Below are 13,011 nucleotides of genomic sequence, written 5' to 3'. Positions count from 1 at the left end.
GGGTGCCACCTCTCCGTGCGAGCAAGATCATGAATGGCATTCGCGGGCGTCGCGGGCGACAATTCGCGGGTGGTTCAGAAGTCGCGGTTGCTCATGGGGGCCACCTCCGTGCGGGGAGAGTCTCGCGGAACCTTTTGCGCCGCGTTCCCGGCAGTTCCTCCGAGTCCGCGGCAAGTCCGTTGCTGTGGGATGGTACCCGGCCACGGAATGCGTGAACACTCTGCCAGGTACCGATGAGATTACTCAAGGCGGCGACTAGGCTGGAAAGGAGGTGACCAATTGCATCCAGGACCGGACGGCGTGCCGGGCGCGCCGGGCGAGCCGGCCCCGACGCAGCGGGAAACCGCAAGGGAACAGGGCGTGACCACGGACGGGTCAGCAGCCACGACCGGTGGTCCACTCGTGCCTGCCCGGAGCGGGCACCCCTACCGGCCGCGCAACTGGGCGCTGTGGCGCCGCCGGCCGGCACAGGTCGCGTTCATGCTCGCGGCCGAAGCCGTCGCGGTCGCCATTCTCGCCGTCGCGTTCGCGCGTTCGCCGATTCCGTCCGGAAACGACTGGATCAATTTCGCCATTCTGGCGGCCGGTGCCACCGTGCACATTCAGCTGACCCAACGCCAGGAAGAACGGCGGCGGGACCGGACAAAAACGGTGCTGATCGACCTCACCGCCGTCTGGACGTTTTCCGCGGCAATGGTCCTGCCGATTCCGCTCATTCTGTTCGTCATCGCGGTCGTCCGGGCGCAGCACTGGTTCATCGCGCGCCGACCGGCCAACAACTTCGTGTTTTCGTCGATCACGCACGGCCTCGCCGGCACGCTCGCGCACGTCACCTACACGGCACTGGGACCGCACCTGCTCGGGCCGCCGGACTGGGGCGGCTTCCTCCGCGAGTTCGGCACGATCGTCCTCACCGGCGCCATCTACGAGGCCATCCAGATCGCGTACGTGGGCGGGGTCCTGCTGCTCGGATCCCCCGCCGGGCGCACGGTTCGTAACGTCCTCGGCAGCCCCGCCGACAACACCCTCGAAGCCATCACCATCGGCCTGGGCGCGGTGACCGCGATCCTGCTCGCCGCCGTGCCGCCGATGGTCGCGGTGATGGCCGTGGTCACCGTCGTCTTCAATCGCCTCGCGGAACTCGATCAGCTCCAGAACGACGTCCGGACGGACCCGAAAACCGGGATTCTCAACATGCGCGGCTGGTCGGAGTCGGCCGAGCGGGCACTGGAACGGACCGCTCGATCGGGTGATCAACTGGCGCTGCTGATGGTCGATCTCGATCACTTCAAGTGGATTAACGACACCTATGGACATCCGGCGGGCGACGACGTGCTCCGGACGGTTGCGCAAACCCTCGACGAAGTGACTCGGCCGAGCGACTTGGTCGGCCGTTTCGGGGGTGAGGAATTCCTCATTCTGCTCCCGGACATCGACGAAGAGTCGACCTGGGACGCGGCCGAACGGATACGTGTTGCGATTGCCAAGTTGCATATCGTGACCACGGACAAACGCGGCGATCCGGCGACGATCGCCGGCCGGACCACCTCGATCGGGGTGGCCCGCCACCCGCGGCACGGCGACACGCTGGAGCGGTTGCTGCAGTCGGCGGACGCGGCGGTGTACCTGGCCAAGGAGAACGGGCGGGACCAGGTCTGTTTCGCGCCGGACACGCCGGGAGGCGGGCTCCCGGCTCCCGGGGATTCGTGACCGGTCACGCCGCCAGCCGGACCGTGAGTTCCCGTTTCACCAGCACCTCGGCGGACGTCCCGCACGCCGCCGGGTCGAGCCGCAGGTGCTCGCCGCGGTAACCCGCCGATTCCAGGCGCAGCACCCGGGCCCCCGGCGCGGGGCGGGGGTGGCACCAGTGGCGGACGACTCCGGTGCCGTCCGGGTCCTTCGCGAGGACGAGGTACTCGTGCCCCAGATCGTCGCTCACCCGGCCGAGACCGTTCCACCACAGCGCGCGCAGGGCGAGGCTCCTGCCACCGCACGCCAGCTCGACCGGGGGATCGGCGAAGACGTCGACCCGGAACCCGCGCTCGCCGACGCGCACCGAGCGGACATCGAGGAGCCCGCGGCCCCCCGCGCCCGCCCCGGAACCGGACGGTCCGGTCCGCGGCACCAGGATCTCCCGCCCGTCGCCGGCGTCCGCCCGCGGCAGCAGCGCGGCCACCACCAGCTCCGCCGCCCGCCGCCCGTCCTCCGCGTCCGGGACCAGCGGCACCCCGCGCAACTCGTCCACCAGCAGCCGCCCGCCGGTCACCCCGGCCCAGCCCAGCGCCGCCGCGCGCAGGCCCGGTTCCGCCTTCACCCGCGCGAGCGGCTCGCCGCACCTGCGCCCGCTGAACCGCGCCGCGCGAACCAGCCGGGCCGCCTCCGGGAACCCCGCACCGAACAACCCGGTCATCGCGCGGTCGAGCGCGCGCACCTGCGACGCCAGCACCGCCGCGACGACCGGCGCGGGACGGGCCCGGGCCAGCTCCGCCGGCGGACAGGACCGCAACGCCCGGGCGAGCACCCGCAGCTCCGGGGAAACCGGCCGGCGCAACGCCGCCCCGGGAGCGAGCCTGCGCAACGCGCACACCGTGTTCTCCACCGGCACCCCACGCGAGCCCACCGCACGCCTCCTGGTCGCCGCACCCCCGAGACCATTCTCGCGGCCGCGGGCCCGCCGCGGAACGGAAGAAGGGGCAGTCCCCCGCGCCACCCGATCGGGCAGAACCGCCTCGGGGGTTATCCCCGTGTCGCCGCCGTGGCGGGGCTGGCACCCTTGAGTCCATGCCAGTCCCGACCGAGCCGTCTCGTGTCCGCCGACCCTGGTCGACGTCCGGCTGGCTGCTGCTGGTCCTCCTGGTCGTGTTCGCCTTCGGCCTGATCGCCTCGCGCCCGCCGGCCCCGCCGGACCAGGGCCCGCCCACCGGTGACGTGCTCGCCGCGCAGAACGCCATCGAGGCGCTGGTCCACCCCGGCCCGCACCCCGACGCCCTCGCGCGGCTGCCGAAGGACTTCACCGCGCTCAGCGGCGTCACCCCCGGTGCGATGCCGGCCCGCGACGGCACGGTCCGCGCCGTCCACGTCGACGGCGGCTGCTCGACGCCGTGGGGCGACGACAACACGAAGTGGGACTACGCCGTGCCGTGCAAGGCCCACGACCTCGGCTACGACCTGCTGCGCTACGCCGACCGCAAGGGTCACCCGCTCGGCCCGGAGGTCCGCGAGGCGCTGGACGACCGGCTCTCGTACGACATGCACCACGCCTGCGACCTCAACCCGATGGACTCCGCGGGCACCTGCCGGGTCGTCGCGTCCCTCTACTCGGCCGGCCTGGTCGTCAACTCGTGGCACCAGCGCTGGGGCCCGCCGGTCGGCGACCCGATCGGCCCCATGGTCGCCGGCGTGCTCGTCATCGCCTGCCTGCTGGTGGTCCGGCTGCGCGGCTGGCTGCGCGCCCGCCGCGAGCCGCGGGCGCTGGTGCCCGCCGCCGTCCCGGCGTCGGTCAGCCGGTGGGCGCTGCTCGGCGCGGGCGGGGTCGTCCTCCTGCTCGTCGGCGAGTCGGTGACGGCGCTCGCCCACTGGGCCGGCGCGCCCGAGACGTCGCTCTGGCCGCTGACCTGGCTCGCCCAGCTCGTCCCGCTGATCTTCTTCGCCGGCGGCCACGCCAACGCGGCCGGCTGGCGCACCGAACAGGCCGACGGCGGCGGCTACCGCCACTACCTGGCCGAACGCGCCAGCCCGCTGCTGCGCCCGGCGCTGATCTTCGCGGTCGTCGCCCTCCTCACGCCGCTCGCGCTCGAGCTCCTCGGCATCCCGGCCGGGACGACCGCGACGGTCATGCGGATCGCGCTGCACCCGTTGTGGCTGCTGGGGGTCTACCTGTTGACCATCGTCTGCGCACCGCCGCTGCTGGCCCTGCACCGCCGCGCCCCGGTGACCGCGGCGGCCGGCCTGCTGGCGCTGGTCGTCGCCGGCGAAGCCGCAGCGGACGGGACGGGTTCGCCGTTGCCCCGGTTCGCGGCGACGTTCGCCCTCGCGCTGCTCGCCCAGCAACTCGCCTTCGCGCACGCCGACGGCGTACGCCCGGCACGACGTCTGCTCGCCGCGGCCGCCGCGGCCGGGGTCGCGGGCCTCGCCGTGGCGAGCGTCCTGCGGAACGGGCCACCCGTCCTGCTCGGCAGCCCGGGCGCCCCGGCGGCGTTCTCGGCCCCGCCGTGGGGCGTGCTGCTGCTCGGCCTCGTCCAGCTCGGCGTGCTCGGGCTGCTGGCCGGCCCGCTGACCCGGCTGGGCGACCGGCCCCGCGTCGCCGCCGCGTGCCGGTTCGTCCTGCGCGCGCCGATGAGCCTCTACCTGGCGTTCCTCGCCGGGATGCTGCTGCTCGTGTCGACCGTGTACCTGCCCGGCCGGATCGCCGACGGGCTGAGCTGGCTGGTCCGGCCGCGCACCCTGGTCGCGGTCGGGCTGCTCGCGGTGCCCGCGACCCTGGTGTTCTGGTGGTTCGAACGGCACGCCCACGGCGTCCGGCGGCCCCGCGCGGCCGAGCTCCCCGGCCGCCGCGCGGTGGTGCTGACCAGGGCCGCGGCCGGGTTCGGCATCGGCTACGCGACGCTCGGCGTGTTCGGCTTCGCGCTGACCCGCTTCGGCGGGGTGGCCGCCGACGCCGACCTGCTGGGCCTGCGGCTCGACCCGATCCAGAGCCTGGTGCACCTGCTGCTCGGGGTGTTCCTGCTGCACACGATCCGGCTCGGTGCCGGCGCGGCGACCGGCACCTGGCTCACCACCGCGCTCGCCTGCGCGCCCTCGCTCCTGTTCGCCGACGGCGGCGGCACGTCCGAGCTCCTGGGCGTCACCCTGCACTCGGCGACGGCCGGGTTCGCCCTGCTCGCGACGGCCGGCTCCCTGTTGCCGGTCCGCAGACCGGCGAATGCGACGTCCTGACCAGGCGAAACCGGCGGGCGTGCGGGAAACTGGGTGGTGCGTGACACATTCGTGGGGGGATGTGTAACGCTACGGCAACCAGGGGAAGGCACCATGCGTCCCAACCTCTAGCACGACCGATCGAAGCAGTGAGGAGTCGCCCGCGTGGATCACCCGCCTCGGAACGGGCAAGGCGACCGCCGCCCCGCCCGGCCCTGGCAGGACGAGCCAGGCCGGCGCACCCCGCCACCGCGCCGCCCGGCGCCCCGCCGCGAGCCGGTGGACGCGCGCCGTGACGTGCCGCCCCGCCGCCCCCAGCCGCGGCCCGCCCCGCGGGCCCGCCGCAACTCCTTCCGCGGCGCGAAGATCGCGCTGGCCGTCGTGTCGCTGCTGGTGATGGGCCTGACCGGGTACGCGTGGGCCGCGATGCAGGGCCTGGTCAACGGGCTGAACTACGCGAACGTGATCAGCGACGGCGGCGGTGGCGACAAGCCCGCCGACGGCGCCCGCGACATCCTGCTCGTCGGCCTCGACAGCCGGACCGACGCCCAGGGCAACCCGCTCTCGCGCGAGGTGCTCGACGAGCTGCGCGCCGGCGACTCCGACGGCGAGCTCAACACCGACTCGCTGATCTTCGTGCACATCCCGAACGACGGCAGCAAGGCCGTCGCGATGTCGCTGCCGCGTGACTCCTACGTCGATATCCCCGGCTACGGCAAGCACAAGATCAACTCGGCGTACGCGCGCGCGATGCTGCAGGCCCGCAAGGACCTGCAGAAGCAGGGCGTCACCGACCCGAAGGAGCTCGACGTCAAGGCCAACCAGGCCGGGGCGAAGGAGCTGATCGAGACCGTCGAGAAGCTCACCGGGTCCACCATCGACAACTACGCCGCGGTCAACCTGCTCGGCTTCAGCGACATCACGAAGGCCATCGGCGGCGTCGACGTCTGCCTCAACAACAACGTCAAGGACCAGTACTCCGGCGCGAACTTCACCAAGGGCCAGCACACGATCTCCGGCGTCGAGGCGCTCGAGTTCGTCCGGCAGCGCCACGGCCTGCCGAACGGCGACCTCGACCGGGTGGTCCGCCAGCAGGTGTTCATGGCCGGCATGGCCCGCAAGGTGCTCTCGGCGGGCACGCTGACCAACCCGGGCAAGCTCAACGACCTGATCGAGGCCATCAAGAAGTCGGTCGTGCTCAACCAGAACTGGGACATCTTCGGGTTCGCCCAGCAGATGAAGGGCCTGACCGGCGGCCAGCTCGAGTTCCGCACCATCCCGGTGAAGAACGTCGAGTACAAGACCCCCGAAGACGGCGTCGCCATCCAGGTCGACCCGACCGAGGTGAAGCAGTTCGTGCAGAGCCTCGCCGGGCCGCAGCCGGGCCAGACGGCGCCGCCGGCGCAGCAGGCCGACCCCGCGAACAAGGCGACGACGGTCGACGTCCGCAACGCCTCCGGCAAGACCGGCCTGGCCGCGAGCGTCGCCAAGACCCTCGAGGGCAAGGGCTTCACCTCCGGCGACACGGCGAACGCGACCGCGCGCAAGACCACGGTGATCTGGGTGCCGAAGGGCGGCAAGGACCAGGGCCAGGCGGTCGCGGACGCGCTCGGCGGCTCGCCGACGATCCAGGAGGACAAGAGCGTCCAGTCGGGACACGTGATGGTGTTCCTCGGCTCGGACTACGAGGGCACGAGCGCGGGCGCGAGCGCCGGTTCCGGCGCGGCCGCGAGCCCGACGTCGCAGGCTGCCGCCCCGCCGCCGGCCGCCGACGAGGACAAGCCGATCACCGCCCAAGGCGTCCCCTGCGTCAACTGAGGACGGTCCGCCACCGACCGTCCATCAGGGACTCCATCAGGGGCTCCATCAGGAACACTGTCATTGTTTGCGCGGCCTGCAAACTGCAATTTGCATGACCGGCCAACTGCTGTTAACCCGTTCGGCCTAACTCGCGCAATCGGTATCAAAGACATGCCCGGAATCGCGTAAGGGCCGGGCTCCTGCGCACTTACATACACGTGAGGGTGCACCTGCACGCGAATGTTGTCACCGTCGTGAGGGTGCCGCGGGAGAGCACGGCAGGGGACATTGATGTGCTGATCGACGCTGAGGACTATCAGCGGATTCTCGGAGACGAGCTCCGCAAGCTCAGGCGCAGCCGAGGATGGACGCGCAAGGAGCTGAACCAGCACCTGCAGAGCGAGATTTCGCTGCAGACGCTGGCCACCTACGAACTGGGCACCAGACAGTGTTCCGTCGTGCGCCTGGTCGAGCTGTGCGTCGCGATGGACGAGCTGCCCCAGGACCTGCTGGCCAAGGTGCACCGCCGGGTGTTCGTCGACGAGCCCGGCCGGGTCCGCGTCGACCTGCGCAAGGTCGTCGCCGACGCCTCGGCCGAACTGCTGCCGCTGCGCCGCTGGGCCGAGGACCGGCTGCGCCAGGCCGGCGAGCACGGCGCCGCCGAGGTCGCACTCGACCTGCCGGCGCTGGAGCGCATGGCCGAGCTGTGCGGGCTGCCGACCGTGGACCTGATCGGCCGCCTCCGCCGCTACGTCTCCCGCTGATCCCCCGCGGTCCCCACCGGCCTCCTCCGCCGGTGGGGACCGCCCGGTCAGCCGACCAGGAAGTCCTCGCGCCGCACCTTCCGAGTGTCCAGCCAGTAGCGCCAGGTGAAGCCGGGCCAGATCGTCCGGTTGACGCCCTTCGCGTCCAGGTACCAGCTCTTGCAGCCCCCGCGCGTCCAGATGCCCTTCGCCAGCTTGCGCTGGATGTCGCCGTTGAAGCGCTCCTGCACCTCGGGCTTCGGCTCGATGGCCTTCCCGCGGGCCAGCCGCAGCGCCTCGGCGACGTAGGAGATCTGGGCCTCGATCATGAACACGACCGAGTTGTGGCCCAGCCCGGTGTTCGGGCCGAGCAGGAAGAACAGGTTCGGGAAGCCGGCGACGGTGATCCCGAGGTGCGTCCGCATCCCCTCGGTCGCCCACTCCTTGCCCAGGTTGCGCCCGTCGCGGCCGACGATCTCCAGGTCGTCGAAGGCGTCGGTGACGTGGAAGCCGGTGCCGTAGACGATGACGTCGGCCTCGTGCTCGACCCCCGCGGCGTCGACGACGCTGTGCTCCCGGACCTCCTTGACGCCGTCGGTGACGACGTCGACGTTGTCCCGGGCCAGCGCCGGGTAGTAGTCGTTGGAGATGAGCACGCGCTTGCAGCCCATGGTGTAGTCCGGGGTGACCTTGCGCCGCAACGCCGGGTCGGTGATCGCTCGGTCGATGTTGCGCTTGGCCAGGCGCTGCCCGAGCTTCATCACCCACGACTGGCCGTTGAAGCCGATCGCCCGCGCTTCGAGCATCCAGTAGAGCAGGGCGCGGTAGGCGCGCTGGGCCGGCGGGAACGCCCTGAACAGCGCGCGGATGCGCCCGGACATCTCGTGGTCGGCCTTCGGCATGATCCACGGCGGCGTGCGCTGGAACAGCGTCAGCTCCCCCACCTCGGGCGCGATCTTCGGCACGAACTGGACCGCGCTCGCGCCGGTGCCGATGACGGCGACCTTCTTGCCCTTCAGGTCGACGTCGTGGCGCCACCGCGCGGAGTGGAACGCCGGGCCGGCGAAGTTCTCGATCCCGGACAGCTCCGGGACCATCGGCAGGTGCAGCGCGCCGACCCCGGCGACCAGCGCGCCCGCCACGAACTCGTCGCCGCCCCTCGTGGCGACGTGCCAGCGGTTCTCGTCGCCGTCCCAGCGGGCGCCGGTCATCTCCTGGCCGAAGCGGACGAAGCGGCGCACGTCGTACTTGTCGGCGACCTCGCGCATGTACCGCCAGATCTCCGGCTGCGGCGAGTACGCCCGCGACCAGCCCGGGTTCTGCTCGAAGGAGAACGAGTACATGTGCGACGGGATGTCGCAGGCACACCCGGGGTAGCTGTTGTCCCGCCACGTGCCGCCGACGTCGTGCGCCTTTTCGAGGATGACGAAGTCGTCGCGCCCCTCCTTGCGCAGCTGGATCGCCATGCCGAGACCGGAGAACCCGGTCCCGACGATGACGACCCCGGTCTCCGTGCGGTTGCCCATCGCGCCTCCCGGTTGCCTGTTACTCGTCGTCCAACTTACTCAGAGTAGGTTACTAGCGGTAGAGTGTCACCCGTGACCACCGCGAAGCGCAAGCGCATGCCCCGGGCCGAGCGGATGCGGCAGATGGTCGAGGTCGCCGAGCAGGTGTTTTCGGCGCGCGGCTACGCGGCGGCGTCCATGGACGAGATCGCCGAACTGGTGGGCGTCTCGAAGCCGATGCTCTACGAGTACTTCAACTCGAAGGAAGGCCTGCTGCTGGCCTGCATCCGCGAGTCGCGGTCGGTCCTGCGCGAGGTCACCGAGCAGGCGACGGTCGGCGCGGCCACCGCCGAGGACACGCTGCGCCGCGGCCTGCTGGCCTTCTTCGTGTTCATCCGGGAGCGGCGCGAGGCGTGGTCGCTGCTGCGGCACGAGATGGCGCTGATCGGCACGCCGGCCGCCGACGAGGTCGAGGAGACCCGGCGCCAGCAGACCGACCTGATCGCCGCGCTGATGAGCGGCTACTTCGACAGCGGCGACGACCTGCGGGCCGAAGCGGCCGCGGAATTCGTGGTCGGAGCGTGCGAGCGGCTCGCGATCTGGTGTGAGCGGCACGACGAAGTGAGCCCCGAACTGGCCACCGAATACGCCATGGACGTGCTGTGGAGCGGCCTGCGGAGCCGTGCACGGTAACCTGCGCGTGCATTAGGCCATTCGGTCGTTACTCAGCGCTGTCGTGTCGTGTGACACAGAGTTGCTCTACGGTACTGAAGACACGGTAGAAAGTGTGCTGGACTTTCACGGCCGAGAGGGGGCGCGTCCCGCATCTCCCCCGAAAGCTGCGTCATGGGAATGCGGTAGCCGCGTCACGGTTGTGTAAAGCATGGTGGTGAGGGAGAGGGGCGTGAGGCAGATGGTGGAAGCGATCACGGCGACGTACGTCCAGGAGGACGCCGACTGGGCGATCACGGTCAGCGGTCACGGCAAGGAGCTGACCGCCCGTGCACCCGGGATCATCGCCGCGCGCGACCGGGCCGACCAGCTGGTGGAGGAACTCGGCAGCAACGGCAAGACCACCGTCGTGCACCTGCTCAACGGCAGTGCGCTGGACTTCACCAGCGCGTACATGACGGCCCGGCTGACGCTCCCGAAGCTGCCGCCGCTCGAGGTCCCGCCGCCCGGCAGCGTGCCGAAGCAGCAGACGACCGAGAAGGCCCCGGACGCGGTGGTACCGCCGGCTCCGGCCCCGGCTTCGGAGAAGAAGCCCGCGCTGCCGCCGAGCAAGCAGCTCCCGAAGGCGGTCGAGGAGAGCAAGCCGGCGCCCGAGCCGGCCCCCGCCGCCGAGAAGGCGGCCGAGGCCCGCGCCTGAGCGCTACTTGAGGAGCTTGCGCACCAGCAGGACGAGCACGAGGATCCCGCCACCGATCAGCGGGTACTTGACCTTGGGGTTGTCCAGCTTGGCACGCAAGCCGTCCTTCGCCGTTTCCGCGAGCTTCTTCGGGTCGGCCTTGACGGTCAGCTGGTCGAGCGTCGCCGCCAGAGCTGTCCTGGCCTGCTCGATCTCACGCTCGATCGTCTCGGGATCGCGGGCCACGTGTCCTCCTCGCCGCAGGGACTTCCGGGGCCCAACTTAGTCGACCGCCCCACCGCCGCCGCACGGGCCACGCCGCACGCTACGCTTCCGAGTGCTGGGGGCCCGTAGCCCAATTGGCAGAGGCACACGGTTTAGGTCCGTGCCAGTGAGAGTTCGAGTCTCTCCGGGCCCACGAGCGAGCCGGGTGAGTCCTGCTCGGCGCTTCGCGCCTTCGCCGGACTCGCTCGTCGTGTTCTTCCGGGGGTGCGCCCCCGGGCCCCGCCCGGCGGGCTTCGCCCCCCGGACCCCCTGCCGTGGTCACCCTCGCTTCGACGGCCGCTTCCTCGCCTCGAAGGTCAGTAGCGCACGTCGCTCTGCAGCAGCGGTGGGTACACAGTGGACTGTTCGCCGTCGACCGTCGTGCCCGCGAACTGCAGCATCGCGCGCTGGGCGCCGTGCATCGGGGCCGGGTAGTCCAGCGTCGGCGCCGACACCTCGTCCAGGCGGGCCAGATCCGACGGCGACAGCGTCACGTCCAGTCCCGCGAGGTTGCCGGTCAGGTGCTCCAGCCGCCGGGCGCCGACGATCGGGACCACCGTCCCGGGCCGGGCGCGCAGCCACGCCAGGGAGACCGCCGCAGAGGTCGTCTCCAGCGACGAGGCGATCGCCTCGACCACGTCGATGACGGCGTACTCCTCCTCCGAAGGACCGCCCACGAAAGCCGCGCGGGCCGAGTCCGGCGCCGCGGAGCCGCGCCGGTACTTGCCCGACAGGAAACCGTTCTTCAGCGGGCTCCACGGCGTCAGCGCGATGCCCTGGTCGAGCGCGAACGGCGCCAGCTCCCCCTCCACCGTCCGCGCCAGCAGCGAATACTCGACCTGCAGCGCGATCAACGGCGTCCAGCCGCGCAGCAGCGCCGTCGTCTGCGCCTGCGCCGTGACCCACGCCGGCGTGTTCGAGAAGCCGACGTAGCGGATCTTGCCCGCGCGGACGAGGTCGTCGAGGGTCCGCAGGGTCTCCTCAATCGGCGTGTGCCGGTCCCAGTTGTGCAGCCAGTACAGGTCTAGGTGGTCCGTCTGCAGCCGCCGCAGCGACGCGTCGAGCTGGGCGATGATCGACGCGCGGCCCGCGCCGCCGCCGTTGGGGTCGCCCGGGTGCATGTTGCCGAAGAACTTCGACGCGAGCACCACGTGCGAGCGCAGGCCCGGGCGCGCCGCGAAGAAGTCGCCGAGGATCTTCTCCGAGTGGCCGTTCGTGTAGAAGTTGGCCGTGTCGACGAAGTTCCCGCCGAGGTCGAGGTAGGTCGCGAGGATCTTCTCGGACTCCTCGACGCTGCAGCCGGCGCCGCCGGGGTCCTCGCCGAAGGTCATCGCGCCGAGGGCGAACGGGCTGACGCGCAGCCCGGACCGGCCGAGGGTGACGTAGTGGTCGAGTGGCATGGAACTCTCCTCAGGTGTCGGATTGACCACCACCAGGAAACCGTGAACCAGCAGTACAACGGTAGATCGTTCGACGCTGCCTCTTGCACGATCCTCTCGACTTTGATTGCTGCCGGCAACCGCCGTGCTTTCCTTGAGGGGTGCTGACCGAGCTCCGCGACCTCGTTGCCACCCACGCGCGCGCCGACCTGCGCACGCCGATCCCGGGCCTGCTGCTGTCCGAAGTGGACACCAGCGAGCCGGACCACTCGCTGGCCGAGCCACTCCTGGTCGTCATGGCCCAGGGCGGCAAGCGCCTGCTGCTCGGCGAGCAGGTGCACGAGTACCGCGCCGGGCAGTACCTGCTGGTCAGCACCGACCTGCCGGTGACCGGTCACTTCGTCGGCGCGACGCCGGAGACGCCGGCGCTGGGCGTGGGCCTGGCGCTGCGGCCCGCGGCCATCGCCCCGCTGCTCCTCGAAGCCCCGCCCGGCCGGTTCTCGCGCACCCCACCGCCGTCGCCGATCGCGACCGGGGACGCCGGGCCCGAGCTGCTCGACGCCGTCGTCCGGCTGGTGCGGCTGCTCGACCACCCCGCCGACGCGCCCGTGCTCGCCCCGCTGATCGAGCGGGAGATCCTCTGGCGGCTGCTGACCGGCCCGCACGGCGGCCTGGTCCGCCAGATCGGCGTGGCCGACAGCGGGCTGGCGCACGTCGGCCGCGCGATCCGGTGGATCCGCGAGAACCACGCCGAGCCGATGCGGGTCGACGAGCTCGCGAAGCTGAGCGGGATGAGCCCGTCGGCGTTCCACCGGCACTTCCGCGCGGTCACGGCGATGAGCCCGCTGCAGTTCCAGAAGCGCATCCGCCTGCAGGAGGCCCGCTCGCTGCTGCTGGCCGACGCGGGCGACGTCGCGGGCGTCGGGCACCTCGTCGGCTACGACAGCCCGTCGCAGTTCAACCGCGAGTACCGCCGCCTGTTCGGCGCCCCGCCCGGCCAGGACGCGGCCCGGCTGCGCGCGGCCGCCGCCCCGGCGGGGCCGCGGCTGCCGTGAGGT

General features: G+C 71.6%; 11 protein-coding genes and 1 tRNA gene. 8 read left to right on the top strand and 4 right to left on the bottom strand.

The window, feature by feature from the left end; all coding sequences use genetic code 11:
- The first annotated feature begins 279 nt into the window (after positions 1 to 279).
- Positions 280 to 1,710: a sensor domain-containing diguanylate cyclase gene (locus QRX60_RS21075; RefSeq protein WP_286002472.1), complete on the top strand. Its 1,431-nt coding sequence runs from the start codon at positions 280 to 282 to the stop codon at positions 1,708 to 1,710.
- Positions 1,711 to 1,714: 4 nt separating this feature from the next.
- Here QRX60_RS21075 and QRX60_RS21070 read toward each other — a convergent pair whose 3' ends face one another.
- Positions 1,715 to 2,620, bottom strand: a complete 906-nt coding sequence (locus QRX60_RS21070) for a hypothetical protein (protein ID WP_286002471.1) — start codon at positions 2,618 to 2,620, stop codon at positions 1,715 to 1,717.
- A 161-nt stretch (positions 2,621 to 2,781) separates the two neighbouring features.
- Between QRX60_RS21070 and QRX60_RS21065 the strand changes: the two genes are divergently transcribed.
- The 3 genes from QRX60_RS21065 to QRX60_RS21055 all read left to right on the top strand — a co-directional run bounded on the left by QRX60_RS21065 (position 2,782) and on the right by QRX60_RS21055 (position 7,478).
- Positions 2,782 to 4,935 carry a phospholipase gene (locus tag QRX60_RS21065; protein WP_286002470.1) on the top strand — a complete coding sequence of 718 codons (2,154 nt, stop codon included), beginning with the start codon at positions 2,782 to 2,784 and terminating at the stop codon, positions 4,933 to 4,935.
- 144 nt (positions 4,936 to 5,079) lie between these two features.
- Complete coding sequence (locus tag QRX60_RS21060) at positions 5,080 to 6,732, top strand: LCP family protein (protein WP_286002469.1); 1,653 nt, start codon at positions 5,080 to 5,082, stop codon at positions 6,730 to 6,732.
- 275 nt (positions 6,733 to 7,007) lie between these two features.
- Complete coding sequence (locus tag QRX60_RS21055) at positions 7,008 to 7,478, top strand: helix-turn-helix domain-containing protein (protein WP_286002468.1); 471 nt, start codon at positions 7,008 to 7,010, stop codon at positions 7,476 to 7,478.
- A 47-nt stretch (positions 7,479 to 7,525) separates the two neighbouring features.
- Here QRX60_RS21055 and QRX60_RS21050 read toward each other — a convergent pair whose 3' ends face one another.
- Positions 7,526 to 8,983: a flavin-containing monooxygenase gene (locus tag QRX60_RS21050; RefSeq protein ID WP_286002467.1), complete on the bottom strand. Its 1,458-nt coding sequence runs from the start codon at positions 8,981 to 8,983 to the stop codon at positions 7,526 to 7,528.
- Between the two features lie 114 nt (positions 8,984 to 9,097).
- On the opposite strand from QRX60_RS21050, the gene QRX60_RS21045 reads away from it, so the two are divergent.
- A complete protein-coding gene (locus QRX60_RS21045; RefSeq protein WP_286003658.1) occupies positions 9,098 to 9,655 on the top strand; it encodes a TetR/AcrR family transcriptional regulator in 558 nt (185 codons plus the stop codon).
- A 220-nt stretch (positions 9,656 to 9,875) separates the two neighbouring features.
- The gene (locus tag QRX60_RS21040) at positions 9,876 to 10,331 is read left to right on the top strand and encodes a hypothetical protein (protein ID WP_286003657.1); all 456 of its coding nucleotides are present in this window, start codon (positions 9,876 to 9,878) and stop codon (positions 10,329 to 10,331) included.
- Positions 10,332 to 10,334: 3 nt separating this feature from the next.
- Here QRX60_RS21040 and QRX60_RS21035 read toward each other — a convergent pair whose 3' ends face one another.
- Positions 10,335 to 10,556, bottom strand: a complete 222-nt coding sequence (locus QRX60_RS21035; protein ID WP_286002466.1) for a DUF3618 domain-containing protein — start codon at positions 10,554 to 10,556, stop codon at positions 10,335 to 10,337.
- Positions 10,557 to 10,654: 98 nt separating this feature from the next.
- Here QRX60_RS21035 and QRX60_RS21030 point away from each other — a divergent pair.
- Positions 10,655 to 10,728, top strand: a tRNA-Leu gene (locus tag QRX60_RS21030).
- A 163-nt stretch (positions 10,729 to 10,891) separates the two neighbouring features.
- Here the strand turns inward: QRX60_RS21030 and QRX60_RS21025 are convergent.
- Positions 10,892 to 11,974 carry an aldo/keto reductase gene (locus QRX60_RS21025; protein WP_286002465.1) on the bottom strand — a complete coding sequence of 361 codons (1,083 nt, stop codon included), beginning with the start codon at positions 11,972 to 11,974 and terminating at the stop codon, positions 10,892 to 10,894.
- Between the two features lie 140 nt (positions 11,975 to 12,114).
- On the opposite strand from QRX60_RS21025, the gene QRX60_RS21020 reads away from it, so the two are divergent.
- Positions 12,115 to 13,008: an AraC family transcriptional regulator gene (locus QRX60_RS21020; protein WP_286002464.1), complete on the top strand. Its 894-nt coding sequence runs from the start codon at positions 12,115 to 12,117 to the stop codon at positions 13,006 to 13,008.
- The last annotated feature ends 3 nt before the right edge of the window (positions 13,009 to 13,011 follow it).

The sequence above is a fragment of the Amycolatopsis mongoliensis genome, from assembly GCF_030285665.1.
GTDB lineage: Bacteria > Actinomycetota > Actinomycetes > Mycobacteriales > Pseudonocardiaceae > Amycolatopsis > Amycolatopsis mongoliensis.
The sequence above is the reverse complement of the archived record's forward strand: the minus strand, read 5'-3'. Positions and strand labels throughout refer to the sequence as shown.